The sequence below is a fragment of the Curtobacterium sp. 1310 genome (genome assembly GCF_017834105.1).
Classification (GTDB): domain Bacteria; phylum Actinomycetota; class Actinomycetes; order Actinomycetales; family Microbacteriaceae; genus Curtobacterium.
Genome location: NZ_JAFICY010000001.1, coordinates 360,766 through 385,888, shown reverse-complemented (window position 1 = coordinate 385,888; position 25,123 = coordinate 360,766). Strand labels below are relative to the sequence as shown.

Annotated in this window: 22 protein-coding genes and 1 tRNA gene; 4 read left to right on the top strand and 19 right to left on the bottom strand. The window is 71.9% G+C overall.

Annotated elements, in window-relative coordinates:
• Window positions 1-35: 35 nt before the first annotated feature.
• Complete coding sequence (locus JOD95_RS01730; protein WP_066654340.1) at window positions 36-797, bottom strand: SDR family oxidoreductase; 762 nt, start codon at window positions 795-797, stop codon at window positions 36-38.
• Between the two features lie 188 nt (window positions 798-985).
• Here JOD95_RS01730 and JOD95_RS01725 point away from each other — a divergent pair, with 188 nt between their 5' ends.
• Together JOD95_RS01725 and JOD95_RS01720 are read left to right on the top strand one after the other, a co-directional pair.
• The gene (locus tag JOD95_RS01725; RefSeq protein ID WP_066654342.1) at window positions 986-1,456 is read left to right on the top strand and encodes an NfeD family protein; all 471 of its coding nucleotides are present in this window, start codon (window positions 986-988) and stop codon (window positions 1,454-1,456) included.
• Complete coding sequence (locus JOD95_RS01720) at window positions 1,453-2,607, top strand: SPFH domain-containing protein (RefSeq protein WP_066654344.1); 1,155 nt, start codon at window positions 1,453-1,455, stop codon at window positions 2,605-2,607. Before JOD95_RS01725 ends, JOD95_RS01720 begins: the two co-directional genes overlap by 4 nt.
• Before the next feature lie 69 nt (window positions 2,608-2,676).
• Here JOD95_RS01720 and JOD95_RS01715 read toward each other — a convergent pair whose 3' ends face one another.
• From JOD95_RS01715 to JOD95_RS01675, 9 genes are all read right to left on the bottom strand, one after another.
• Window positions 2,677-3,027 carry an RNA polymerase-binding protein RbpA gene (locus JOD95_RS01715; RefSeq protein WP_058727838.1) on the bottom strand — a complete coding sequence of 117 codons (351 nt, stop codon included), beginning with the start codon at window positions 3,025-3,027 and terminating at the stop codon, window positions 2,677-2,679.
• 104 nt (window positions 3,028-3,131) lie between these two features.
• Window positions 3,132-4,808 (bottom strand): apolipoprotein N-acyltransferase, encoded by a 1,677-nt coding sequence (gene lnt, locus JOD95_RS01710; RefSeq protein WP_307810343.1) that lies wholly within the window; start codon window positions 4,806-4,808, stop codon window positions 3,132-3,134.
• Between the two features lie 11 nt (window positions 4,809-4,819).
• Window positions 4,820-7,261 (bottom strand): RNA helicase, encoded by a 2,442-nt coding sequence (locus JOD95_RS01705; RefSeq protein ID WP_066654346.1) that lies wholly within the window; start codon window positions 7,259-7,261, stop codon window positions 4,820-4,822.
• Window positions 7,261-8,013 carry a twin-arginine translocase subunit TatC gene (gene tatC, locus JOD95_RS01700; protein ID WP_066654351.1) on the bottom strand — a complete coding sequence of 251 codons (753 nt, stop codon included), beginning with the start codon at window positions 8,011-8,013 and terminating at the stop codon, window positions 7,261-7,263. The genes JOD95_RS01705 and tatC overlap by 1 nt, the downstream gene beginning before the upstream one ends.
• A gap of 208 nt (window positions 8,014-8,221) precedes the next feature.
• Window positions 8,222-9,193 carry a YafY family protein gene (locus JOD95_RS16795; protein ID WP_209682558.1) on the bottom strand — a complete coding sequence of 324 codons (972 nt, stop codon included), beginning with the start codon at window positions 9,191-9,193 and terminating at the stop codon, window positions 8,222-8,224.
• The gene (locus JOD95_RS01690; RefSeq protein WP_209682555.1) at window positions 9,186-10,274 is read right to left on the bottom strand and encodes a YafY family protein; all 1,089 of its coding nucleotides are present in this window, start codon (window positions 10,272-10,274) and stop codon (window positions 9,186-9,188) included. The genes JOD95_RS16795 and JOD95_RS01690 overlap by 8 nt, the downstream gene beginning before the upstream one ends.
• Before the next feature lie 72 nt (window positions 10,275-10,346).
• The gene (locus tag JOD95_RS01685; RefSeq protein WP_209682553.1) at window positions 10,347-11,273 is read right to left on the bottom strand and encodes an FKBP-type peptidyl-prolyl cis-trans isomerase; all 927 of its coding nucleotides are present in this window, start codon (window positions 11,271-11,273) and stop codon (window positions 10,347-10,349) included.
• Window positions 11,274-11,313: 40 nt separating this feature from the next.
• Window positions 11,314-12,444 (bottom strand): tRNA (adenine-N1)-methyltransferase, encoded by a 1,131-nt coding sequence (locus JOD95_RS01680; protein ID WP_066654362.1) that lies wholly within the window; start codon window positions 12,442-12,444, stop codon window positions 11,314-11,316.
• The gene (locus JOD95_RS01675) at window positions 12,441-13,151 is read right to left on the bottom strand and encodes an HAD family phosphatase (RefSeq protein WP_251155500.1); all 711 of its coding nucleotides are present in this window, start codon (window positions 13,149-13,151) and stop codon (window positions 12,441-12,443) included. Before JOD95_RS01675 ends, JOD95_RS01680 begins: the two co-directional genes overlap by 4 nt.
• Window positions 13,152-13,310: 159 nt before the next feature.
• Between JOD95_RS01675 and JOD95_RS01670 the strand changes: the two genes are divergently transcribed.
• Window positions 13,311-14,246 (top strand): proteasome assembly chaperone family protein, encoded by a 936-nt coding sequence (locus JOD95_RS01670; protein WP_209682550.1) that lies wholly within the window; start codon window positions 13,311-13,313, stop codon window positions 14,244-14,246.
• 190 nt (window positions 14,247-14,436) lie between these two features.
• Here the strand turns inward: JOD95_RS01670 and mshC are convergent, their stop codons facing one another.
• From mshC to JOD95_RS01655, 3 genes are all read right to left on the bottom strand, one after another.
• Complete coding sequence (gene mshC, locus JOD95_RS01665) at window positions 14,437-15,681, bottom strand: cysteine--1-D-myo-inosityl 2-amino-2-deoxy-alpha-D-glucopyranoside ligase (RefSeq protein WP_209682547.1); 1,245 nt, start codon at window positions 15,679-15,681, stop codon at window positions 14,437-14,439.
• On the bottom strand, window positions 15,678-16,508 hold the full coding sequence (locus JOD95_RS01660; protein ID WP_209682544.1) for an undecaprenyl-diphosphate phosphatase: 831 nt from the start codon (window positions 16,506-16,508) through the stop codon (window positions 15,678-15,680). Before JOD95_RS01660 ends, mshC begins: the two co-directional genes overlap by 4 nt.
• Before the next feature lie 61 nt (window positions 16,509-16,569).
• Window positions 16,570-17,886 carry a M20/M25/M40 family metallo-hydrolase gene (locus JOD95_RS01655; protein WP_209682541.1) on the bottom strand — a complete coding sequence of 439 codons (1,317 nt, stop codon included), beginning with the start codon at window positions 17,884-17,886 and terminating at the stop codon, window positions 16,570-16,572.
• A 187-nt stretch (window positions 17,887-18,073) separates the two neighbouring features.
• Here JOD95_RS01655 and JOD95_RS01650 point away from each other — a divergent pair.
• Window positions 18,074-18,159, top strand: a tRNA-Leu gene (locus tag JOD95_RS01650).
• A gap of 175 nt (window positions 18,160-18,334) precedes the next feature.
• Here JOD95_RS01650 and JOD95_RS01645 read toward each other — a convergent pair.
• From JOD95_RS01645 to dinB, 6 genes are all read right to left on the bottom strand, one after another.
• Window positions 18,335-18,916, bottom strand: a complete 582-nt coding sequence (locus JOD95_RS01645) for a hypothetical protein (protein WP_245171069.1) — start codon at window positions 18,914-18,916, stop codon at window positions 18,335-18,337.
• 11 nt (window positions 18,917-18,927) lie between these two features.
• Window positions 18,928-20,067, bottom strand: coding sequence for a zinc-dependent alcohol dehydrogenase (locus JOD95_RS01640; RefSeq protein ID WP_209682538.1), 1,140 nt, complete (start codon window positions 20,065-20,067; stop codon window positions 18,928-18,930).
• Window positions 20,068-20,253: 186 nt separating this feature from the next.
• Complete coding sequence (locus JOD95_RS01635; protein ID WP_209682536.1) at window positions 20,254-21,582, bottom strand: NAD(P)/FAD-dependent oxidoreductase; 1,329 nt, start codon at window positions 21,580-21,582, stop codon at window positions 20,254-20,256.
• Window positions 21,583-21,669: 87 nt separating this feature from the next.
• Window positions 21,670-21,879 carry a hypothetical protein gene (locus JOD95_RS01630; protein WP_066654373.1) on the bottom strand — a complete coding sequence of 70 codons (210 nt, stop codon included), beginning with the start codon at window positions 21,877-21,879 and terminating at the stop codon, window positions 21,670-21,672.
• Window positions 21,876-23,675 carry a DEAD/DEAH box helicase gene (locus JOD95_RS01625; RefSeq protein ID WP_209683346.1) on the bottom strand — a complete coding sequence of 600 codons (1,800 nt, stop codon included), beginning with the start codon at window positions 23,673-23,675 and terminating at the stop codon, window positions 21,876-21,878. Before JOD95_RS01625 ends, JOD95_RS01630 begins: the two co-directional genes overlap by 4 nt.
• A 164-nt stretch (window positions 23,676-23,839) precedes the next feature.
• Window positions 23,840-25,090 carry a DNA polymerase IV gene (gene dinB, locus JOD95_RS01620; RefSeq protein ID WP_066654375.1) on the bottom strand — a complete coding sequence of 417 codons (1,251 nt, stop codon included), beginning with the start codon at window positions 25,088-25,090 and terminating at the stop codon, window positions 23,840-23,842.
• Window positions 25,091-25,123: the final 33 nt, after the last annotated feature.

Sequence of the window (25,123 nt, the reverse complement as noted above, 5' to 3'; positions counted from 1 at the left end):
CCGAGGCTACCCGTCGCGCCGTGCCCCGCCCCGTGTCAGGCCGTGAAGCCGCTCGTGTCACCGACGAGCTTCGTGTGGTCGGCCGGGATCGGCTCGACGGCGGCCAGGGCGATCTCGGCCGCGAACTCGGACACGCTGTAGAGCTTCCCGACCTCCTGGCGCCGACCCTCGATCGCACCGGGGTTCAGGCGGTTGAGCAGCGTCGCCGTGATGGTGCCCTCGATCATGTCGCCGGAGACGGTCACGAACTCGATGCCGGTGGCCTCGAGCTGCGGGATGAGCTCGCGCAGGGCGAGTTCGCCGGCGCGCTTGCTCTTGGCGACGGGGACGTACTCGTCCATCGTCTCGGCGGTCTCGACGAAGTGGGCCTGGTGGCTCGTCACGAAGACGACACGCGAGCCGGCCGGCATGTGCGGCACGGCGGTCTGCAGCATGTCGACCTGTGCGTCGCGGTTCAGGCGGAGTGCGTAGTCCTCCCCCAGGTCGGCCTCCATGCCGCCGGAGGCGTTGAGCACGAGCAGGTCGATCCCGCCCCACTCGGCCACGACGCGGTCGACCATCGCCTGGACGGAGTCGTGGTCGGTCAGGTCGGCAGCCACGGCGATCGCGGAACCGCCGGCAGCGACGACCTTCTCGACGATCTGCTCGGCGCGCCGGGCCTTGTTGCGGTAGTTCACGACGACCTTCGCGCCGGCCTCGGCCAGGTAGCCGACGGTGTCGGCGCCGATACCGCGCGACGACCCCGTGACGAGGGCGCGCTTGTCGGCGAGGGATCCGGGGGCGAGGGGGTTCGTCACGGGCGTGTTCTCCAGGTCGCTGCTGTGGCCGGTCGGCCGCCGACGAGCCTACCAACCACGCGGCCCGCGCCGGGCGAGCGTCGGCCGCACCCGCGCGGACCCGAGCGTGACTTGATATGTTGAACGGAGTTGGACCGGCCGTCGCGACGCTGCACGCCGGAGCGCGCGATGCAAGGGAGGGAGATCGCGTGAACATCGACTGGATCCAGACCGTCGTCTGGATCGGACTGACACTGCTGCTGGGCGTGGTCGAGATCTTCACGCTCGACTTCATCTTCCTGATGCTCGCCGCGGGCGCGGCCGGGGGTCTGATCGCAGCGCTGGTCGGCGCGCCGTGGTGGCTCTCCGCGATCATCGCGGCCGTCGTCGCACTCGTGCTGCTCTCGCTCGTCCGCCCCCGGCTGCTCGTGGCGCTCGGCCGGAACGCCGACCCGCACCGCACCAACATCGAGGGGCTGATCGGCCTGCGCGGCACCGTCGCGGTGGCCTTCACGTCGTCGTCCCCCGGGCAGGTCCGTCTCGCGAACGGCGAGACCTGGAGCGCCCGGCTCGCCGCAGGCTCCCCCGACCGCACACCACCGCTCGGCACCCCCGTGGTCGTCGAGTCCATCGAGGGGTCGACCGCGGTCGTCCGCCTCGGAGAAAGGGCCACCTCGTGACCATCTCAGCCGGGACGATCGCCCTGATCGTCCTCGTCCTCGTCGTCGTGATCTTCGTGATCGTCGTCCTGTCCCGCGCGATCCGGATCGTGCCCCAGGCGACGGCCGGGATCGTCGAACGACTCGGCAAGTACCACAAGACGCTCAGCCCCGGACTCAACATCCTGGTGCCGTTCATCGACCGGCTCCGCCCGCTCATCGACATGCGCGAGCAGGTCGTGTCCTTCCCGCCGCAGCCGGTGATCACCGAGGACAACCTGGTGGTCTCGATCGACACCGTCGTCTACTTCCAGGTGACCGACGCACGCGCCGCCACCTACGAGATCGCGAACTACCTGGGTGCGGTCGAGCAGCTCACCACCACGACGCTCCGCAACGTCGTGGGTGGCCTCAACCTCGAAGAGGCGCTGACCAGCCGCGACAACATCAACGGCCAGCTCCGGGTCGTCCTCGACGAGGCGACCGGCAAGTGGGGCATCCGGGTCGGTCGTGTCGAGCTCAAGGCGATCGAGCCGCCCGTGTCGATCCAGGACGCCATGGAGCAGCAGCTCCGCGCCGAACGGAGCCGTCGAGCCGCGATCCTGCAGGCCGAGGGCACCAAGCAGTCGGCGATCCTCGAGGCCGAGGGCCAACGGCAGGCCGCGATCCTCGCCGCCGAGGGTGACGCGAAGGCCCAGGTGCTCCGCGCCGAGGGTGAGGCGCAGGCCATCGCGACCGTCTTCGACGCGATCCACACCGGTGACCCGGACGACAAGCTGTTGTCCTACCAGTACCTGCAGACCCTGCCGAAGATCGCCGAGGGCACGGCGAACAAGCTCTGGATGATCCCGAGCGAGTTCACCGAGGCGCTGTCCGGCATCGCCAAGGGCTTCACCGGCGGGCGGACCGGCAGCGGTCCGGTCGCGGGGGCCGGTGGGGGCACGGACTTCCTGTCGCGCATCTCGAAGCTCGCGAACGAGAGCCTGGCGAACACCGCGACCGCGGACGGCGCGGCGGCGGCGAACCCCCGACCGGACGCCACCGCGGCCGACATCGTCCCGGACGCGGCGCTCGACGAGCGGCTCGAGGAGTCGAACCGCAGTGTCGACGCGCGCCTCGCCGCGGCCGACGAGGCCTCGCAGACCGCGCTCGGGGACGACCGCCAGCCGTAGGTCTCCCCGCACACGACGACGCCCGCCCCGGATCTCCCGGGGCGGGCGTCGTCGTGTCGGGGGTGGTGCTCAGGCGCCGCGACGTGCACGCAGGAACGCGAGACGCTCCTCCAGGAGCTCCTCGAGTTCCTCGCGCGAGCGACGCTCGAGCAGCATGTCCCAGTGGGTCCTCGGCGCCTTGACGTCCTCGGCAGCGACCTCGACGGGGATCCCGTCGTCGCCGAGCAGCCGTCCTTCGCGCCCCGTCCGGGGTTCCGACCACGTCTGCGGTACGTCCGCCTCGGCGGAGAAGACGACGTCGAACGTCTCCCCCGACTCGGTCTGGTAGACCGCGCGCTTCCGGTCGGAGAGCTCGACGCCCTCCTCGCTCTGGAGACTCTGGCTCCCGAGCCGCATCCCGCGGAGACTCCGATCAGCCATGTGTGTGCTCCTCTCGCTCGTCTGCCCTCCTCAACACTGTCCCACGCGGGATGCATCCCGACTGGGCGCATTCACAGAGCGTTCCCAGTGGGAGGTGGCGGTGTTCAGGAATCGCGGCGGAGCGACCGTGTCGATCGACGGCCCCACGGTGCGCACGCGAGCAGGGCGAGGAGGGCCCCGAGCGACACCAGGAGGGTGACCGACCCGGAGACGATCGTGGCGGGGGTCGTCCCGGTGCCGAGCGGCACGTCCGTGACCATCGAGGTCGCCGTGTACTCGGGGACGCGGTCGATGGTCCGCCCCGACGGGTCGATGACCTGGGACGCACCGACCGTCGAGATGTTGACGAGCGAGCGACCGGTCTCGACCGCCCGGAGCCGGGCGATCTCGAGCTGCTGCAGGTTCTCGTCGGTCCCGGAGAAGTCGGCGTTGTTCGTCTGCGCGAGGATGACCTGCGCTCCCCCGCGAGCCATGTCGGACGTGAGTCCGTCGTCGACGATGTCGAAGCAGACCGCGATCCCCGCCCTGATGCCGGCGACATAGAGCACGTTCGGCCTGGTGCCCGGCGTGTAGTCGCGCTGCAGCAGCCCGATGAGCGACGGCGCGAGCTTCGAGAAGAACCAGCGGTCGGGCACGTACTCGCCGAAGGGGACCGGACGTTTCTTGTCGTAGGACGACTGCCAGCCGTCGGCGGTCCACACGAACGACGTGTTGTGCAGGACGCCGGACGGTGTCTGCGTGATCGCCCCGGCGACCATCGGCGCCCCGACCGTGTCGACCACGGAGTCGAGGGCGCCTGCGACGGCCGGGAAGCGCCGCGGGTCGGCCTCGGCGGCAGCCTCGGGCCAGACGACCAGGTCGACACCGCGCGCCTCGACGTCGGTCGCGGCGACCTGCGCGGCCAGGACCTCGCCCGGCTGGGCGCGGTCGAAGTACCCGGCCGGACCGTTGCCCTGCACGGCCTCGACACGGATGCTGCCGTCGACGCGGGTGGGCCAGGCGGGCACGGCCAGGACCACGGCGACCAGGAGCCCGGCGGTGGCGACGCGCGTGGACGCGGCGACGACCGAGCCGGGTGTGCGAGGCACGACGAGCGCGAGCGACAGCACGACCGCGACGCAGTAGACGACGACGAACGTCACGCCGAGCACGCCCACGTACGCCGCGAGGTGCGTGAAGGGTCCCTGCGACTGGGACAGCCCGACGCGTCCCCACGCGAAGCCCTCGTACGGCCAGCTGCCGGAGAACCACTCGCGTCCGGTCCAGAGTCCGGCGACGACGGCCGGGAGGCCCCACACCCGCCAGGCGGTCGACGGCAGGACGCGCGCGACCCAGCGGTACGCAAGGGCGATCGCCACGCTGCCGAGGGCGAAGTACGCGGCCTCGAACAGCGCGAGCGCCAGCCACGGGACCGGACCGAGGTACCGCCCGGCCCAGGAGATCGCGGGCAGCCAGAAGGCCGCGCCGGCCACGTACCCGAGCCAGGCTGCACGTCGGGCGCGCTGCCCCATCGCGGCGAGCAGCATGCAGGCCATCGCCGGGTAGGCGAGGAACCACCAGCCCGGGGACGGGAACGACAGGGCGAAGAGCAGGCCGCCGACGACCGCGAGCGGGAACGCGAGGCGCAGCGGCAGCGCGGCGAACTCGTCGCGCCGCCCGTCCGGCAGGATCCCGGTCCCGGTCGGGGACACCGTCGACGCCCGCGAGGCGGCGCGGACGACGCGGCGTCCCGTGGTGGAAGCGCCGGTCTGCGGGCGCGTGGCCGCGTCGGGGACGTGCACCGGGCCTCCCGTCAGACCGTCGCGTAGGCGACGATGCCGCGGCGCACCGCGTCCGTCGCCCGTCGCGCGGTCTGGGCGAGCTCCTCGTCGCCGGCGTTCCGGACCTGGTCCAGCAGGTCGATGACCTGCTTCGACCAGCGCACGAAGTCGCCAGCGGGCATGTCCAGGGTCCGGAGCACGTCGTCGAGCGCGGAGCCGGACGCCCAGCGGAACATGCCGACCGACATCGCCGGGGTCGGCGGCTGCGAACCGGCGAGCCGCGCATCGCGCTCGATGTCGTCGAGCCGCGCCCAGATGGTCAGCGTCTCGTCGAGCGCCGGCCGGAAGGCTCCGCGGGGCAGGGCGTGCTCGGTCCCCGGGGCGTCCTCGCGCCGGGGCTGGTACACGATGGTGGCGGCCATGGCGGCGAGCTGCGCCGGGGTCAGTTCCTTCCAGACGCCGGCCTCGAGGCACTCGGCCACGAGCAGGTCGCGCTCACCGTAGATCCGCTGCAGGCGACGTCCGCCCGCGGCGACGGTCGCTTCGTCGTCCCCGGTGGCGACCAGGTAGCCGAGCTGCAGGAGCACGTCGGTGACCCGGTCGAACGTCGTCGCGACGGCACCCGTGCGGGAGCGGATCTGCTGGACGAGCTTGTCGTTGGCGCGCTTGAGCTTGTACCAGCGCTCGGCCCAGCGGGCGTGCGCCTCGCGGTCCGGGCACGCGTGGCAGGGGTGGCGCTGCATCTGCCGACGGACCTCGGTGATCGCCGCCTGGCGCTCCTGCCGGGCGCCGTGCGAGGCCTCGCGACCGCCGGGGACGTTCGTGCGCTCGAGGTCCGACAGGCGACGGCGGAGCGCGGCGTACTCGGTGAAGTCGCCGAGGTGGCACTGCATCGCGCGCTGGTAGCCGTCGAGGGACTCCTGCTGCGACCGGACCTTGCGTGCGAGGTCGACGACGGAACGGTCCGCCTGGAACTGCGCGAACGAGGTCTCGAGGACCTCGCGCGTCCGCTGCCGACCGAACTGCTCGATGAGGTTCACGGCCATGTTGTACGTGGGCTTGAACGACGAGTTGAGCGGGTACGTGCGACGGCTCGCCAGCGACGCGACGGCCTGCGGGTCGAGGCCGTCCGACCACTGGATGACCGAGTGGCCCTCGACGTCGATGCCACGGCGTCCGGCGCGACCGGTGAGCTGCGTGTACTCCCCCGGCGTGATCGGCACCCGGGCCTCGCCGTTGAACTTCTCGAGCTTCTCGAGCACGACCGTCCGGGCCGGCATGTTCACGCCGAGCGCCAGGGTCTCGGTCGCGAACACGACCTTGAGGAGCTTGCGCTGGAAGAGGTCCTCGACGACCTCCTTGAACGCGGGCAGCAGGCCGGCGTGGTGTGCGGCCACACCGCGCTCGAGGCCCTCGAGCCACTCCCAGTAGCCGAGCACCGCGAGGTCCTCGTCGAGCAGGGTCCGGCAGTGGTACTCGGCCGTCTCGCGGATCTCGTTGCGCTCGTCGGCGGTCGTCAGCGAGATGCCGGACCGGAGGACCTGACGGACGCCCTGGTCGCAGCCGTTGCGGCTGAACACGAAGAAGATCGCCGGCAGGAGCATCCGCTCGTCGAGCACCTTCGCGATCTGCTCGCGGTACATCTTCTCGGTACGAGGGCCCCGGCGCTCGGGGTAGCCGCCGCGTCCGCGACGACCACGGTGGCCGCCGCCGTGCCGCTCGCTGCGCGAGGCGCCGCCGACGAGTCGGAGCAGCTCCGGGTTCACCCGGTTCGTGGCCGCCGCACCGCTCGAGTCGAACAGGTCGACCATCTTCGAGCCGACGAGCACGTGCTGCTCGAGCGGGACCGGCCGGTCCTCGGACACGATGACGTCGGTGTCGCCGCGGACGGTCTGCAGCCAGTCGCCGAACTCCTCGGCGTTGGACACCGTCGCGCTGAGGGAGACGAGCCGGACCTCGGTCGGCAGGTGCAGGATCACCTCTTCCCACACCGCTCCCCGGAACCGGTCCGCCAGGTAGTGGACCTCGTCGAGGACGACCCACGCCAGGTCGTCGAGCAGGTCGGAGTCCGCGTAGATCATGTTGCGGAGCACCTCGGTCGTCATCACGACGACACGGGCCCGCGGGTTGACGTTCGTGTCGCCGGTGAGGAGCCCGACCTCGGACTCGCCGTAGTCGGCCACGAGCTCGTTGTACTTCTGGTTGCTCAGCGCCTTCATCGGCGTCGTGTAGAAGACCTTCGCGGTGGGCTGCCGCATCGCGAGCCAGATCGCGAACTCGGCGACGATCGTCTTGCCGGCACCGGTCGGTGCGGCGACGAGGACGCTCCGGCCCTGGTCGAGTGCGTCGCAGCCGGCGACCTGGAACGGGTCGAGGTCGAAGCGCAGATCGGAACGGAACAGCTCGAGGTTGCGCGAGCGGTTCCGGACCTTCGCCGCCTGGTAGCGCTCGGCGGCAGTGGGTCCGGCGGTCATCAGCGTGCGTACTCCTCGTCGAGCTTCGCCTGCTGCTTCGCCAGCCTGCGGTCGTGGAGCCAGGTCACGAGACACGCTGCTGCGTAGAGCACCGTCATCGGGATCGCCAGCAGGAACATCGAGATGACGTCGGCCGACGGGGTCACGATCGCGCAGAACACCAGGATGCACACGATCGCGACGCGCCACGACCTGATGATCGAGCTGGCCGACAGCACCCCGACGAAGTTCAGCAGCACGAGGAACACCGGCAGCACGAACGCGATGCCCACGGCGACGATGAGCTTGATGACGAAGTCGTAGTACGCCTTGGCGTCGACGATCGACGTGTCCTGCGCCGACACGAAGCTGCCCAGGATCCCGACGATGTGCGGCAGGACGTACCAGCCGAACCAGCAGCCCGCGAAGAACAGCGGGATCGCGGTGCCCAGGAACCCGAACACGTACTGCTTCTCGCGCCGCACCAGCGCCGGGACGATGAACGCCCAGACCTGGTAGAGCCAGACGGGGCTCGAGATGACGACACCGATCGTGATCGCGATCTGCAGTCGCAGGTCGAACGCGCCGGTGATCTGGGGGAAGTTCAGCTCAGCCGTGTGGCCGCCGACCTCGGCCAGCTGGGTGACCGGCTGCCGCAGGGCATCGAGCACGAACGGGGTGAGGAACCACCCGCCGACCGCGCAGAGCGCGACCGCGACGACGGCCTTGAAGAGACGGTTCCGCAGCTCGATCAGGTGCTGCCCGAGCGACATGCGACCCTCGGTGTCCTTCTCCGGACGGCCTGGTCGCCTCGCTCGCCCGCTCGCGGTCGTCGAAGCCATGGCCCGATCCTACGGGACCGGGGCCGACAGTCGGGCCGTCGGCGGCGGACCCACAGGCGGACGACCGGACGGGAGGCGCACGGCGGGCCCGCCCCGTGCCTCCCGTCCGTCAGGGTGAGGGGCGGGCGCGGTGCGCGCGCTACTCGGCGGCCAGGGCTGCTTCGGCGAACGCGCGGACGGCGGCACGGGCCGCCGGCGGGTCGAGGACGACCGCTCGGCCCGGCAGTCCGGCCACCAGCCGGACGACCCCGTCGAAGCCGTTCGATGCCGCGAGCCGGATGCGGACGCGGCCGTCTGCGTCCTCGGCGTCGGCGGTGTCCGCCAGGAAGTCCGCGACGAGGGGCAGCGCCGAGCAGTCGAGCTCCACCGTGACGATGACGTCGCCGCCGGACTGCTGGAAGAGCGTGTCCGGGATCACGACGTCGCCGATGGTCTTCTCGGCCGGGCGGTCGTCCACGCGCACGCTCGTCATCCGGTCGAGCCGGAAGGTCCGGAGCGCCTGCCGGTCGAGGTCCCAGGCACGCAGGTACCAGTCGGTGTCGATCGACTCGACGCGGAGCGGGTCGACACGGCGGGTCCCGCCGCGGGTGCGCGGCCCGGCGTACTCGAACGCCAGACCGCGACCGTCGGCGACGGCACGGCGGATGGTGGCGAGCGCCGCGTCGTGCAGGTCCTGACCGACCGCGACGTTCGACGCCGCTCCCCCGGCACCGCGGGAGAGCTTCGCCATGAGGGACCGGATCGCGTCCCGGTCGGCGGCCTCGGGCAGCGCGGACAGGTACTGCAGGCCGGCGATCAGGGCCGAGGCCTCACGCGCCGACAGCCGGGGCGAGTCGTCGATCGCCACGAGGTTCGTCAGCACGATCATGTCGTTCTGCTCGAAGTCGTCCCAGGCGATGTCGAACAGGTCACCGTGCTGGTACTGCATCGTCTCGCCGGGCACCCCGGACACCGCGATGAGCTCGACCGCACGGCGGATGCGCTGCTCGGGGACGCCGAAGTGCCGTGCGGCCTCGGCCACGGACACGCGCTCGTGGTCGATGAGGTACGGCACGAGGACGAGCAGGAACGCGAGCTTGTCCTGTGCCTGGAGCGGTCGCTGGTCAGGCACGGGTACCTCCGGCGTCGGCGGTCTGGTCGGCGTCGGTGGTCCGGTCTGCGTCGGCTCGGCCGGCCTCCGCGTGGTCGGCGACGAGGGCGCGCAGGCGGGCGACCACGAGCTCGCGGACCGCGGCGGGCTCGAGCACCCGGACCTCGGGACCGAAGGCCGCCAGTTCCTCGGCGAGGATCTGCGGGTCGACGTGGTGCACGACGAGCACGCCGTCGTCGTCGACCTCGGTGCCGCGTCGACGCTGGAGCCGGCGCTCGGCATCGGAACCGGGCACGACCGCGATCCGCGCCGTCCGTTCGGCCCACACCCGGTCCAGCTCGGTCAGGGCACGTTCGGCGGCGCCGGCGGGAGCGGGGTGCTGCCCGACCTGGTGCACGCTGACCGGCCCGACGATCCGCGAGAGCAGGTAGTTCTTCGTGCCGCCGGTGGAGAACTCGTGCGCTGCGAGCATCCAGCGACCGCCGTGCTGCACGAGCGCGAGCGGTGCGAGGTCACGTCGGCGGGGCGCGTGCTCGCCCGGCGTGATGTAGTCGAAGCGCACGGCGGCGCCACGGTCGAGCGCTGAACGCAGGGGCTCGAACGCGGTGTCACGGGCGCGGAGCCGGGGCGAGTAGGCGGCCATGCCGGCGACGCCCTGCGCCGTGGTCGTCCCACCGTCGTCGGCACCGGCGGACCGGACCTTCAGCAGCGCCCGTCGTGAGTCGGTGGACAGTGCGCCCTCGCGCCAGGCCATCGCCGCGAGCGACAGCAGCGCGGACTCGTCCGGGGTGAAGCGGACGTCGAGCGGCAGGTCGTACTCGCCCTTCGGGATGCGGTACCGGAGCGTCTGGTTGTTGCCGGCGGCACCGGGCGTCTCGATCGTCTCGAGCGGGATGCCGAGGTCGCGGACGTCGTCCTTGTCGCGCTCGAACTGCCGCTCGAGCGACGCGTTGTCCCCACCGGACGTGTAGCGCTGCCGGTAGCCCTGCACGTTGGCCAGGATCTCCGCCTTGGTCAGCCCGGCCTCGGTCGAGAGCAGCGCGAGCACCAGGCTGAAGAGCCGCTCCTCGGCGGGGACGCGGGGGGCTCGGGTGGCTGGCACGAGCCCGATCCTACGGCAGCGCGGGTGCACCGGAGTGCACCCGCGCGCGGTCGGTGGACGGACCGTCGAGGGTCAGGCGGGCATCTTCCCGAGCACGTCGATGACGTACGCGGTGGTGCCGTCCTGCTGGTGCACGATCGCCAGGACCTGGTCGCCGACACGGTGGCCGAGGACGGCGTTCCGCACGCCGTCGATGACCTGGCCCTTCGCGAGCGGGATCGCCTGTGCGCCCGAACCGTCGGTCCAGCTCGAGCCGACGACGGACGAGTCGCCGTTGCTGCCGGCCCACGAGACGGCCGTGTACTTGATGACCGCGGTGTCCTTCGCGGTGAGCTCCGCCCCGGACCCCTTGCGGAGCAGGTGCAGCGCGTCGTCCTCCGGGGCGCTCCACGACGGGATCGTGATGCCGGGCGCACCCGACGGCGCGAGGACGACGGCGGGCATGCCGTCGCCGGCGAGCTGCGGCGTGCCGGTCGCCCGGGCGTCGAAGGCCTGCTTGACGTCCATGACCGCGATCACGGCGTCCTCGGCCTTGCGTGACGTGCCGGACGCGGCGGTCGCGCTCCCGCTCAGCTCGCTCTTCGGCAGGGCGACGGCGAGCCGGTCGCCCACGTGGGCGCACTCGAGCGCGGTGCCCAGGGGGCCGTAGTTCGCAGCGCCCGCGGTGATCGGCGCGGTCTGCCCGGAGTACCCGCTGGTCTGCGCGACCTGACCGGTGCTGCCGTCGACGAGGGTGTACTCGACGAGGACCGGCGTCCCCTCCTCGATCTGGCGGCCGTCGCCGGAGCGCAGGACCGACACCTGCGTGTCCGTCGTGGTCAGCCCGGACGGCACCGACACCTTCGGCTCCTTGCCGAACGCACCGGACGCCGTCACCGCTGCCGATGCGGCACCGGGAGCCGGGCAGGAGGACGCGGTCGTACCGGCCCCGCTGGCGGCGCACCCCGTCAGGGACGCGGCGAGGCCGATGGTGACCAGGAGTGCGGGGATGGTGCGCACGGACCCTCTTTCCGTTCGGTGCTGGACGGGCATGCGTAGCCTAGCGGTCGCCGTCGGCGGCATCGTGCGAGGCATCCGGGGTGCCTTCGGCGCCGCCGTGCGCGATCCCCTGCGCGTCCGTCCCGGCCTCGGCAGCGGCGACCCTGCGGGCCTGGGCCGCTGCCTGACGGGCGACCTTCCGGAGCTTCTTGTCGCTGGCGGACCGCTCGCCGACGGCGCCGGGGGTCCAGGCCTCGACGTCCTCGTCCGAGAACTCGGCCTTGCCTGCACGACGCTTCAGGTTCGGCAGCACGACGCCGTCGGCGAGGCGTCGGGCGGTCACGAGGAACCCGGTGTGGCCGACCATCCGGTGGTCCGGACGGACGGCGAGACCCTCCACGTGCCAGGTGCGCACGAGGGTCTCGCTCGACTGCGGGTCCGTGAAGCGCCCGGTGTCCCGCAGCGCCTCGGCCGTGCGGGACAGCTGCGTGACGGTCGCCACGTAGCAGACGACGAGCCCGCCGGGGACGAGCGCGTCCGCCGCGGCGTCGACGCACTCCCACGGCGCGAGCATGTCGAGGACCACGCGGTCGATGCTCTGCGGTCCGGTGGCGCCGGGGAGCTCCTCGACGAGGTCGCCGACGGTCACCGACCAGTTGTCCGGCACGGCGCCGAGGAACGTGCCGACGTTGCCGCGCGCGATGGCGGCGAACTCCTCGCGGCGCTCGAACGACTGCAGCCGGCCGGTCGGACCGATCGCCCGGAGCAGGAAGAGCGAGAGTGCTCCCGAGCCGACGCCGGCCTCGACGACCCGGGCGCCCGGGAAGACGTCCGCGAAGGCGACGATCTGGGCGGCGTCCTTCGGGTAGACGATGGCCGCGCCCCGGGGCATCGACATCACGTAGTCGTTGAGGAGCGGCCGGAGCGCGAGGTACTCGTCGCCGGTGCTCGCCCGGATCACGGAGCCGTCGGGCTGCCCGATCACGTCGTCGTGCCGGAGCACGCCGCGGTGGGTGTGGTACTCGCCGGCGGTCTCGAGCGAGAGCGTCGTGAGCTTGCCCTTCGGGCCGGTGAGCTGCACGCGGTCACCGGCGCGGAACGGACCGCGCGGCGGGGTGTGCGGGGCGCCACCGGCGGTGTGCGGCAGGGCGACGACGTCGTCCTGCGAGGGCTGCTGGGTCTGCTCGGTCATCGGCTCGCCGTCTCGGTACGGGCCGCGAGGGCCGGGCTGGTCAGTTCGACGAGGCGGTCGACGTCCACGTCCGCCAGCGTCGTCAGGTGCACGTCGCCACCGGCGATCTCGGACAGCGGCACGATGTGCTCGACCGCGACGGTGACGGCGCCGGAGGCCACGGCCGAGGCGACCCCGGTGGCCGAGTCCTCGATCGCGATGCACGCGGTGGGGTCGACCCCGAGCTGCGCCGCCGCGGCCAGGTAGGCGTCCGGGTGGGGCTTCGGACGGTCGACGTCGTCGCCGGCGACGACCACGCGGAAGCCGCGGGCACCGAGGGCGTCGGCGGTGACGAGCGCCATCGTGCGGCGGGACATCGTCACCAGCGCGGTCGGGATGCCGCGGTCGTGCAGCTCCTCGACGAGTTCGCGGGCGCCGGGACGCCAGGGGAGCTCACCGCCCTGCAGGCGCTGCGTCACGTAGTCGGTCATCCACAGGACGATCTCCTCGACCTCCATGTCGACGCCCCGGTCGCGGAGGATCTCACCCGACCGCTCGAGCCCGCTCCCGACCAGGGAGAGGCCGTCCTCGTGGGTCCACTCGGCGCCGTACCGGTCGGTCAGCTCGACCTGGGACTGCTGCCAGATCGGTTCGGTGTCGATGATCGTGCCGTCCATGTCCCACAGCACGGCTGCGGGGAGGACGCGTTCGGGGTGCTGGGCGGTCACGGGCGACGAGTCTACCGGGGCACCGACCGGCGCCGCGGTTCCGCTCGGGGCGGACGGAGGGGTGCCCGCGGGCGGCTCCGGCATATCCTGGGTGATCGACCGTGTCCGGCCGCGCGCGATCACCGTGCGCGCCCCGCTCCACCACCAGGAGGCCCCTCCGTGCCACAGCACTCCCCCTTCAGCGACGGCCGGCTGCTCGTCGTCGCCTTCGAGGGCTGGAACGACGCCGGCGAGGCTGCGAGCGGCCTCGCCCGCCGGATCGTCGACGCGCTGGAACTCGACGAGCTGCGCGAGATCGACGGCGAGCGGTACGTCGACTACCAGTTCAACCGGCCGGAGGTCGGCACCGCGGAGGACGGTTCCCGAGCCATCCGCTGGCCCCGCATCGTCCTGCACGGGCCCGGCGCCGAGGGGCGTCCGGTCATCGGCGCGGCCGGTTCCGAGACCGAACGCGACGTGTTCGTCCTGGTCGGGCCGGAGCCGTCCCGGACCTGGCGGGGGTTCTGTGCGGAGGTCATCGACCTCGCCGACGTGTACTCGATCGACGCGGTGGTGCTCGTCGGCGCGATGCTGGCGGACGTCCCGCACACCCGACCGATCTCGGTGTTCGTGTCGAGCGAGAACGCCGGTGTCCGTGCGGCGTTCGACGTCGACCGGTCGACGTACGAGGGACCGACCGGCATCCTCGGCGTGCTCTCCGACGCGATGGACACCGCGGGGCTCACCACGCTCTCCCTGTGGGCCTCGGTCCCCCACTACGTGCACAACTCGCCGTCGCCGAAGGCCACCCTGTCCCTCCTCGACAAGATCGAGGAGCTCGCCGACGTCACGGTCCCGCGGGGCAGCCTGCTCGACGAGGCCACCGAGTGGGAGGAGGGCATCGACGCCCTCGCCGCCGACGACGAGGACATGGCGAGCTACATCGGCCAGCTCGAGCAGGCCCGCGACACGGTCGACTCCCCCGAGGCGTCGGGGGACGCGATCGCGCAGGAGTTCGAGCAGTACCTCCGCCGGCGCGAGCGCAAGGACGGCAAGGACGGCGGCACTGCCGGCGGCGAGGGTCCGTGGCGGCCCCCGCAGCCGCCGCAGCAGTAGTCGCGACCACGGGACGGACGGGAGGCGCGGTGCCGGCTGGCACCGCGCCTCCCGTCCGTCCCGTCGTCGGCACGCGCTCCGGTCGCACGACGTGCCGCTCACCTCTGGGGTGAGCGGCACGTCGTGCGACCGCGACGGCCACCGGCGGCACGTCGCGCGACCGGGAGAGCGCCTGCCCGAGCCCCCGGTCTCAGGCCAGGCGGATGCCGAGCAGGGCGTCGACGAGGTCGACGAGCTCCGGTGTCGCGCGGGTCCCCGCGGCGATCGCGGTGTCGACCGCGGCGACCGCACCCGGTGTGTCGAGGTCGTCGGCGACACGCGCGCGGATGCGGGCGATCGCGTCGGCGGCGTCGTCCTCGTGACCCGGAGCGTCACCGGACGCCCAGGCGTCCCACGTCGCGAGCCGTGTGGTCGCGCTCGTCAGTTCGCCGTCGAACCACTCCCAGTCGTCCGAGTACCGGTGCGACAGCAGCGCGAGCCGGACGGCCCTCGGGTCGGCGCCGTCGTCGAGCAGGCCGCGCACGGTGACGAGGTTGCCGAGCGACTTCGAGATCTTCGACCCCTGGTAGGCGATCATCCCGGTGTGCACGAAGGCGTTGGCGAGCGGCTGGTGCGCGAGTGCGGCGGCGTGCCCGGCGCTCATCTCGTGGTGCGGGAAGACGAGGTCGCTGCCGCCGCCCTGCACGCTGATCGGCAGGCCGAGCTTGTCGCCCGCGATCACGCTGCACTCGATGTGCCAGCCGGGTCGTCCCGGGCCCAGCTCGGTGTCCCAGCTCGGCTCCCCGGCGCGCTCGGCACGCCAGAGCAGCGGGTCGAGCGGGTCGCGCTTGCCGGCGCGGTCCGGGTCCCCGCCCCGCTCAGCCGACAGCACGAGCATCGTCTCGCGGTCCAGGCGGCTCTCGTCGCCGAGCGTCCACGCCTCGGTGGGGCGGTTCACGTCGAAGTAGACGTCGTCGCCCTCGGAGTCGTCGGTCGGCACGTCGTAGGCGTACCCGGTCTCCTGCAGGTACGCGACGGCCTCGGCGATGCGCTCGACCTCGTCGGTCACCGCGACGAAGTCGTCCGGCGGCAGGACGCGGAGTGCCTCCATGTCGCGGCGGAACAGGTCGATCTGCGAGGCGGCGAGCTCGCGCCAGTCGATGCCGTCCCGCTCGGCGCGCTCGAGCAGCGGGTCGTCGACGTCGGTGGTGTTCTGCGCGTACTCGACCTCGAGCCCCGCGTCCCGCCAGGCGCGACCGAGCGTGTCGAACGCCAGGTAGGTCGCCGCGTGGCCGAGGTGGGTGGCGTCGTACGGCGTGATGCCGCACACGTAGAGCGTCGCGCCCTCCGCGCCGTGGGTCGGGTCCACGGGCCGCCCGGCCGCGGTGTCGTGCACCACGGGTCGGGGCGCGTCACCGGGGACGGACGGGACGGACGGGACCTGCCAGGCCCTCACGGCTGGATCACTCCGAGCGACAGCAACACGATGAGCACGATACCGAGTGCGATCCGGTAGACCACGAAGGGCATGAAGCTGCGCTTCGAGATGTAGTTCATGAACGCGGCGATGACGACGAACCCGACGACGAACGCGACGACGGTCGCCACCAGCGTGTCGACGAGACCGAAGGGCGCGCCGTGGTCGCCGAGGCTCGTCGCGGCCTCGTAGAAGCCGGACAGGAAGACCGCGGGGACGGCGAGCAGGAACGCGAAGCGCGCCGCGGCCGGTCGGGTGTAGCCGAGGGCGAGTCCCATCGACACCGTGGCGCCGGAGCGCGAGACGCCCGGGACGAGCGCCAGCATCTGGGCGACGCCGATGAGCAGGCCGTTCCGGAACGTCATCTGCTCGATCGGACGGACCTTGCGCCCGACGACGTCGAGCACGCCGAGCACGACGCCGAAGACGATGAGCACGATCGCCACGATCCAGAGCGACCGGAACGTGGTCTCGATGGAGTCCTTGAGCAGGAGTCCGGCGACCCCGATCGGGATCGTGCCGAGGATCACCAGCCACCCGAGCCGCACGTCCGGGTCGCCCTTCGGCACGTCGCGCCGGACGACCGAGCGGAACCACCGCCCGACGATCCGGGTGATGTCCTTCCAGAAGTAGATCAGCACGGCCGTCTCGGTGCCGAGCTGCGTCACCGCGGTGAACGCAGCACCCGGGTCCTTCGCATCGGGCAGGAAGAGCCCGACGATGCGCAGGTGCGCGCTGGAGGACACGGGCAGGAACTCGGTGAGTCCCTGCACGAAGCCGAGGAAGATCGCCTCGAGGATGTGCATCGAGCGGGGCCTTTCGTGCCGGTCGTCGCGGGTCGCCGCCGAGGGGCGACCCGGCAATGTATCAGTACGTGGCGAGCAGGTCGCCGAGGACGCGCCGCCCGAAGGCGAGGGCGTCGAGGGGCACGCGCTCGTCGACGCCGTGGAACATCGCCGGGAAGTCGACGTCCTCCGGCAGCTGCAGCGGGACGAACCCGTACCCGGCGATCCCGAGCCGCGACATCGCCTTGTTGTCGGTGCCGCCGGACAGCAGGTAGGGCAGCACGGGCGCCCCGGGGTCGTGGCGCTCGAGCGTCCCGCGCACGGCGTCGACGAGGGGTCCGCCGAAGTCCTGCTCGAGGCCGACGTCCCGGTGCGTCATCACGACCTCGACGTCGTCGCCCGCGAGTTCCCGGACCCGCTCGAGCACGGTCTCCTCGTCGCCCGGCAGGCAGCGGAGGTCGACGAGGGCCTCGGCAGCGTCCGGGATCACGTTGTGCTTGTACCCGGCGCGGAGGACCGTCGGGTTGGTCGTCGTGTGCAGCGCCGCGTGGATGAAGCGCGAGGCGGACCCGGTCGCGAGGGCGACCTCGTCCGGCCCGGTCGTCACGGGGTCGACGCCGAGGAGCCGCGCGATCTCGCGGACCATCGCCTCGGTGGTGCCGGAGAGCCGGACCGGCCACTCCTCCGCTCCGATGCGCGCCACCGCGGCGGCCACCTTGGTCACCGCGTTGTCCCGCATCACGTGCGAGCCGTGCGCCGCGGTGCCCCGCGCGACGAGCTTGATCCACATCAGGGCCTTCTCGCCGGTCTGCAGCAGGTAGGCCCGCTGCCCGCCGAGGGTCACCGAGTACCCGCCGACCTCGCTGATCGCCTCGGTCGCGCCGGCGAAGACCTCCGGGTGCGTGTCGACGACGTGGTGGGCGCCGAGCACCCCGCCGGCCTCCTCGTCCGCGAAGAACCCGATGACGAGGTCACGCTCGGGTGCGCCCTGACCTTCGACCACGTCGCGCAACGCCGTCAGCATCATCGCGTCCATGTTCTTCATGTCGACCGCGCCGCGGCCCCAGAGCATGCCGTCGCGCACCTCGCCGCCGAACGGGTCCACCGTCCAGTTCGCGGGGTCGGCCGGCACCACGTCGAGGTGCCCGTGCACGACGAGCCCCGGCTTGTCGGCGTTCCGCCCCGCCACACGGGCGACGACGCTCACCCGGCCCGGCTCCGACTCGAAGAGCTGCGGCGCGAAGCCCAGGTCGCGCAGCTCCGCCTCCACGTACAGCGCCGCCTCGGTCTCGCCGACCGACCTGCCCTCGCCCCAGTTCGTGGTGTCGATGCGGATGAGGTCCCGCGCGATGGCGGCGGTGGCCTCGAGGTCCGGCTCGGTCGGCTGGGCGTCGCTCATGCCACCAACGCTACCGGCAGCCCGCGACGCACCCGCGTACGCCCCCTGCTCGCCCGTCGTTCCGGGGGACTCGCCCGGGATGCGCGCCCGTGTTCATCGTGCGTTCAGAGCCGTGCTAGTGTCTTCTCTCGGCAGGAACCCCGGGAAAACAGCCCGGAACGACAGCCGAACAAGTGCAGAACACCCTGTCCGGGTGGCGGAATTGGTAGACGCGCTAGCTTGAGGTGCTAGTGCCCGTATTAGGGCGTGGGGGTTCAAGTCCCCCCTCGGACACAAGAAGAGAAGAGCCCCCTGGCCTGTCGGCCAGGGGGCTCTTCTCGTCCGTGCTCGCCCGGCGAGCATCGCGGGCCGATGACCCGTTGCACGCGCATCGTGCGACATCACCGCTGTCGAACGACGAGCGCGTTGTCGCAGGAGGCGCGCGGCGCGAGGGCCTCCGCCCCGCGTCTCAGTGACGCCGCAGGCGACGCACGACCAGCACCAGGCCGCCGAGGGCGGCGAGCCAGCCCCAGTTCGCCACGACCGGGTCGAGCAGCTGGTGGCGCCCGTCCCGTCGCGAGGAGCCCAGACGCGTCGAGACGAGCCGGTTGCCGAGCTCGGCGCGCCACCCGGTCTCGTGCACGACCCGGTCCGGTCGGCCGCGGAGTGCGTCCGTCACCCGGTGGGTGGCCACGTCGATCCGGTCGCCCAGCACGAGGAGCAGCCAGTGCGCCAGCCGTCCCTCGCTGTACCGGGCGTAGGCGTACCGCTTCACGACCCCGGCGAGCCCGGACAGCGGTTGCGCCGTCCCGAACACGGGCGTGACGTGGGCGTGCTCGATCGACCGCTCGCGGCCCTCGCCGCCGGGCTGTGGCTCGGGGACGTCCCAGTGGGCACCCGAGGCGAGTCCGACCTCGCGGGAGAGCTTCGGCACCGACGGACGGTCGGCCGGGTCGAGGTCGCTCCCCCACCCGGGGATGCGCTCACGGAGCTCCGCCGACGGAGGCACACGTCGGGGCGGGTCGGCGATGTAGGGCGTGTGGTCGGTCACGGGTGTCTCCTTCACGGCACGATCACCGTCTTGATGCAGTCGTCGAGCTTCGCCGAGAACAGGTGGTAGGCCTCGTCGATGTGCTCGAGCGGGACCCGGTGCGTGATGATGTCGCTCGGACGGAAGTGTCCGGCCTGGATGTGCTCGAGCAGCCGGGGCCACTGGCGCTTGACCGGCGCCTGGTTCGTGTGGATCGTCAGGCCCTTGTTCATGGCGTCGCCGAACTTCACCGCGCTCGGGATCGGTCCGTACGCGCCGACGGCGGAGATCGTCCCGCCCTTGCGCACACCGTCGATCGCCCAGTTGAGCGCCGTCGGTGACCCGCCCTGCAGCTTGAGCTTCGACGCCGTGACCTGCTGGGTGAAGTTGCCGTCCGCCTCGGCACCGACGGCGTCGATCACGCTGTCCGCTCCGAGGAAGTCGGTCTGCTGCTTCATCTCGAGCACGACGTCGTCGACCTCGGCGAAGTTGATGGTCTCGGCGTGGGCGAAGGTGCGCGCCTTCTCGAGCCGGTACTCCAGCTGGTCGATGACGATCACGCGGCCGGCACCCATGAACCACGCCGACCGAGCAGCGAACAGCCCGACCGGGCCGGCGCCCAGCACCACCACGGTGTCGCCCTCGCGGATCGAGGCGAGCTGTGCGCCGAAGTAGCCCGTGCTCAGGGCATCGGTCATCAGGAGGGCGTCCTCGGCGTCCAGCCACTCCGGGATGACGGACGGGCCGACGTCGGCGAACGGTACGCGGACGCGCTCCGCCTGCCCGCCGTCGTAGCCGCCCGTGGTGTGCGAGTACCCGTAGATGCCGCCGACGGCCGTCGCGTTCGGGTTCACGTTGTGGCAGTTCGAGAACAGCCCCCTCGCGCAGAACCAGCAGGAGCCGCAGTAGACGTTGAAGGGCACCATCACGCGGTCGCCGACGGCGAGTGACGCCACCGACGAACCGACCTCCTCGACCACGCCGATGAACTCGTGGCCGAAGGTGTGCCCGACGCGGGTGTCGGGCATCATGCCGTGGTACAGGTGCAGGTCGGAACCGCAGATCGCGGCCCGTTCGACCCGGACGACGGCGTCGTTCGGGTGCTCGATCCGGGGATCGGGCTTCTCCTCGACACGGACCCGGTACGGTCCGCGGTAGGTCATGGCACGCATGGGCGCTCCTCTCGTTCGTGGAGCCCACGCTCGCCTCGGTGCCGTGCGAGGCGATCCAGGACCGCGCGATCTGAGCAGAACGACCGGGACCGTCGACGACGGACCGGCGAACGGACGGGAGGCGCGGTGCCCACCGGCACCGCGCCTCCCGTCCGTCCGTCCGTCACGAGGTGACGTCGACCTGTGTCAGCTCTTGGAGGCCTCGACGAAGTTGCGTCGCGGGTCGGTCTCCTTGATGAGGCTGGTCGCGTCGCGGCCGGACACCGCACCGGTGATCCAGCCGATGACGATGCGGACCTTCCGGTTCAGCGTCGGCATCGCGTACACGTGGTACGAGCGGTGCGCGAGCCAGGCGAGCAGGTTCGTCATCTTGACGCCCTTGATGTTGCCGGCGCCCTTGCCGACGCCGTACGAGGCGACGGTGCCGATCGACGGGTGGCGGTACTCCTCGAGCGGCTTGCCCGTGATCGTGGCGACCACGTTGTCCGCGGCGACGACGGCCTGGCGGACGGCGTTCTGCGCGTTCGGCGGGTAGTACGCCGGCTGCTTCTCGGCGGTCAGGTCGGGGACCTGCGCGACGTCGCCGAGGCCCCAGACACCCGGGACGACCTCGTGCGTGTCCTCGGCTTCGACCTGGAGCTTCGCGTTCGCAGCGAGGTGGCCCTTCGGACCACGCGGCAGGTCCGTGGCGTCGAGGAGCGGGTTCGGCTTGACGCCGGCGGTCCAGACGAGCAGCCCGGTGGCGAACTCGTCGCCGTCGGAGAGCTTGACGACCCCGCCCTCGGCGCTCGGCATGGTGGTCTTCAGACGGACGTCGATGCCGCGGGCACGGAGCGACTCGAGGGTCCACTTCGAGAGCTCCGGGCCCACCTCGGGCGCGACGCGGTCGAGCGCGTCGATGAGCACCCAGCGCGGCTGCTCACCGGCGAGCGACGGGTAGGTCTTGATGGCGGCCTGCGAGACGTCGAAGAGCTCACCGATCGCCTCGACGCCGGTGTAGCCACCGCCGACGAAGATGCTCGTCAGCAGACGGCGACGCTCGTCCTCGTCACGGGTGGCAGCGGCCTTCGCGATGTTGTCGAGGAGCTTCGCGCGGACGTAGGCGGCCTCCTCCACGGTCTTGAAGCCGACGCCGTACTCCTCGAGCCCGGGGGTCGGGAACGTGCGGGTCACCGAGCCGAGCGCGACGACGAGCTGGTCGTAGCCGAGCGTGCGGTCGTCGCCGCCGGCCGTGGCGATGGACACGGTCTTGTCCTTCGACGAGATGCCGGTGACCTTGCCCTGGATGACGCGGGTCTTCTTCAGCGCGCGACGGAGCTCGAAGGTGACGTCCTTCGGGGCGATGTGCCCGCCCGCGACCTCCGGCAGGAACGGCAGGTACGTGTAGTACGTGTTCTGGTCCACCAGCGTGATCCGCATCGGCACGGTCGCGGCGTGCTTCTGGAGCTGCTTGACCGTGGTGTAGCCGGCGGAGCCGCCGCCGAGGACGAGGACGTGAGGGATGGAGTCTGCCATGCACCCGGTCTACCGGAAGAACCCCTGTGACGTCACCAAGCCGCGCCGCCCGGTCCGTGCACCGCAACCGGATCGCTCACCGGGCGATCACCGTCCGGGCGGACGGTCCTGCAGGCGCCACCAGGCGGTCTCGGCCAGCTCGGGGCCGGTGTGGACGCCGTGCTGGGTGCGACGGGACTCGGTGAGCGAGAACCGGCGCAGGCGGTACCCGCCGCCGAAGCGGTCGATGATCGCCTCGGGTGAGGACTCCGGCGTGCGCTTCACCAGCCACGTGCGGTCGTCGACGGGCTCGATCACCGTCGGTTGCCGATCCGCGAGCGCAGCACGTCGATCCGCTTCTGGATCTGTTCGATGCTCGCCTGCGCCACGGCCGGCCCACCGCTGATCCGACGGAGCTCGGCGTGGATGGCCCCGTGCGGTTCGTTCGCGTGCCGGGACCAGATCGAGACGAGCCGTGCGAGCTCGGTCCGCTGCTCCTTGATGGTCTGGTACATCGGGCGCGACTCGTCGGGCTTGCTCTTGGGGAGGCCGTCCTTCGCCGCGCGGCCCTTCGACCGCTTCGCCTGGGATGCCTGACGGGCCCGCAGGAGATCGCGCACCTGGTCGGGTTCGAGGAGCCCCGGGATGCCGATGAAGTCGAGTTCCTCGAGCGAGCCGACCTCGCCCCCGGTGCCGAACTCGCCGCCGTCGTAGAGCACCCGGTCGAACGACGCCTGCGAGTCGAGCGCCTCGAACGGCTGCACCTCGAGCAGGCTCTCGGACGCCCGGTCCTCCTTGTTGGCCTCGGCGACCATGGCGTCCTCGGGGTTGTACATCCCGTCGTCGCTGTCCTTCGGCCGGTCGAGGGCGTGGTCGCGCTCGAGCTCGAGCGACGCCGCGAGGGCCATCAGCCCGGGCACGCTCGGCAGGAACACGCTCGCGGTCTCGCCGCGGCGGCGGGCCCGGACGAAGCGCCCGATCACCTGCGCGAAGAACAGCGGTGTGCTCGCGCTCGTGGCGTACACGCCGACGCAGAGCCGGGGAACGTCGACGCCCTCGGACACCATGCGGACGGCGACCATCCAGCGCGAGGTGTCCTCGGCGTACGCCTGGATCCGGCTCGATCCGGCGGCCTCGTCGGAGAGCACCACGGTCGGTCGCTCGCCGGTGATCTGCTGCAGGATCCGGGCGTAGGCGCGCGCGGTCGTGGTGTCGGTCGCGATCACCAGGCCGCCGGCGTCCGGTACGCCGCGACGGACCTCGGTCAGCCGCTTGTCGGCGGCCGACAGCACGGCGGGCATCCACTCGCCCTCCGGCGAGAGCGCGGTCCGCCACGCCTGTGCGGTGATGTCCTTCGTGACCTGCTCGCCGAGGGACGCCGACATCTCGTCGCCCATGCGCGTCTTCCACCGCATCTGCCCGGCGTAGGCCATGAACAGCACCGGGCGGACGACGCCGTCCTTGAGCGCGCGGCCGTACCCGTAGTTGTAGTCGGAGATCGAGGTCCGGATGCCCTGCTCGTCGGGGGCGTACTGCACGAACGGGATCGGGGCCGTGTCCGACCGGAACGGGGTGCCGGAGAGGGACAGCCGACGGGTCGCCTTCGTGAAGGCCTCGCGGATGCCGTCGCCCCAGGTGAGTGCGTCGCCGCCGTGGTGGACCTCGTCGAGGATCACCAGCGTGCGACCGCCCTCGGTGATCTTCTGGTGGACCTCGGGGTTCATGCCGACCTGCGCGTAGGTGATCGCCACGCCCTGGTAGTGCCGCCCGAACATCCCGTCGCCGTTCTTGAACATCGGGTCGATCCGGATGCCCACGCGGTCGGCAGAGTCCGCCCACTGCCGCTTGAGGTGCTCCGTCGGGGCCACGACGACGATGCGGTCGACGGTGCCGCGGGCGAGGAGCTCCGTGGCGAGGCGGAGCGCGAACGTGGTCTTGCCGGCGCCGGGGGTCGCAGCGGCGAGGAAGTCGCGCGGCTCGGTCTCGAAGTACTTCGTGAGCGCCTCGACCTGCCACGCACGGAGCTTCGACGCGGTCCCCCACGCAGCCCGCTCCGGGAAGGCCGGTGACAGGTGCTCGGCGGCCGCGTTGCCGGCGTTCTCCGCCTGGACCACGGCCTCGTCGTGGGGTCGGGCAGCGCCCGGCGCGGCCGGTTCACCACCGACCGCGGATTGCTCCCGCGTCGCCCGGTCGTCGCCGTCCGGGGCGTCGCCCCACAGCGTCGCGGGCTGCTGCTGGTCGTCGTACTCCGCTGCGCTCACTTCACGCGATCCTACCGTCAGGCCGGGTCCTGCCGGGCGTGCGGCGGACGCTGCTCGGGCGTGCCGCGCACGAGCGAGGCGGGCCGGAGCACGCCGGCACCGAAGCGTGCGGCGACCGCGTCGACCGTCGTCTCGGTCTCCCGCCACGGCGCGTCGTCGTCCCACAGCGCGTTGCTCGCCGCTGCCGGGACGAGGTTCTCGCCGCGCACGCCGATCAGGCGGATCCGGTTGCCGGGCCGGTGCAGGACGTCGTAGAGCTCGACCGCCTCGTGGTGGAGCCGCTTCGCCACGTCGGTCGGTTCGGCGAGCGTCCGGGACCGGGTGAGGGTGCTGAAGTCGGTGTACCGCACCTTGAGCGCGACCGTGCGGGCCTGCACGTCGGCGCGGCGCAGGCGCACGGCGACCTTGTCGGCCAGGCGCAGGAGCTCGCGGGCGACGTCGTCACGCTCGGTCAGGTCACGTCCGAAGGTGACCTCGTGCCCGATCGACTTCTCGCTGACGCCGGTGTCGACCACGCGCGGGTCGCGGCCCCAGGACAGGTCGTGCAGGCGCTGTCCGCCGGCGGGTCCGAGTGCGGCGACGAGCGACGGCAGCGGCGTGTGGGCGAGGTCCCCGACCGTGCGGATGCCACGGCGCTCGAGCTTCTCCTGCGTCGTGCCGCCGACGCCCCAGAGCGCCGCGACCGGTTGGGGGTGCAGGAAGGCCACGGTGTGCGCGGCCGGCACGACGAGGAGCCCGTCCGGCTTGGACCGGCTCGACGCGAGCTTGGCGACGAACTTGGTGGAGGCCGCGCCCACCGAGCAGTGGAGACCCGTCTCGGCGAGGACCGCGGCGCGGATGGCGGTGCCGATCTGCCACGGGGTGCCGTAGAGCCGGAGCGCACCGGCGACGTCGAGGAACGCCTCGTCGATCCCGAGCTTCTCGACCTTCGGGGTGAACTGCCCGAAGACGCGCATCACCGCGGCCGACTTCGCCGCGTACTTCTCGAAGTGCGGCTCGACGATGACGGCGTTCGGGCACCGGCGCTTCGCCACGGCCATCGGCATCGCCGAGTTCACGCCGTAGCGACGGGCCTCGTACGTGGCGGCGGTGACGACGGAGCGGTCCGAGTCGTGTCCGACGATGACGGGGAGCCCGCGCAGGTCGGGACGGTCCAGCAGTTCGACGGAGGCGAAGAAGGCGTCCATGTCGACGTGCAGGACCGTCGCCGTCACGTCGTCGACCGGACGCTCGGAGACGAGCCGGTTGCGTCCGTCCTGCTTGCTCACCCGGCGATGATGCCACGCACCACCGACACCCGG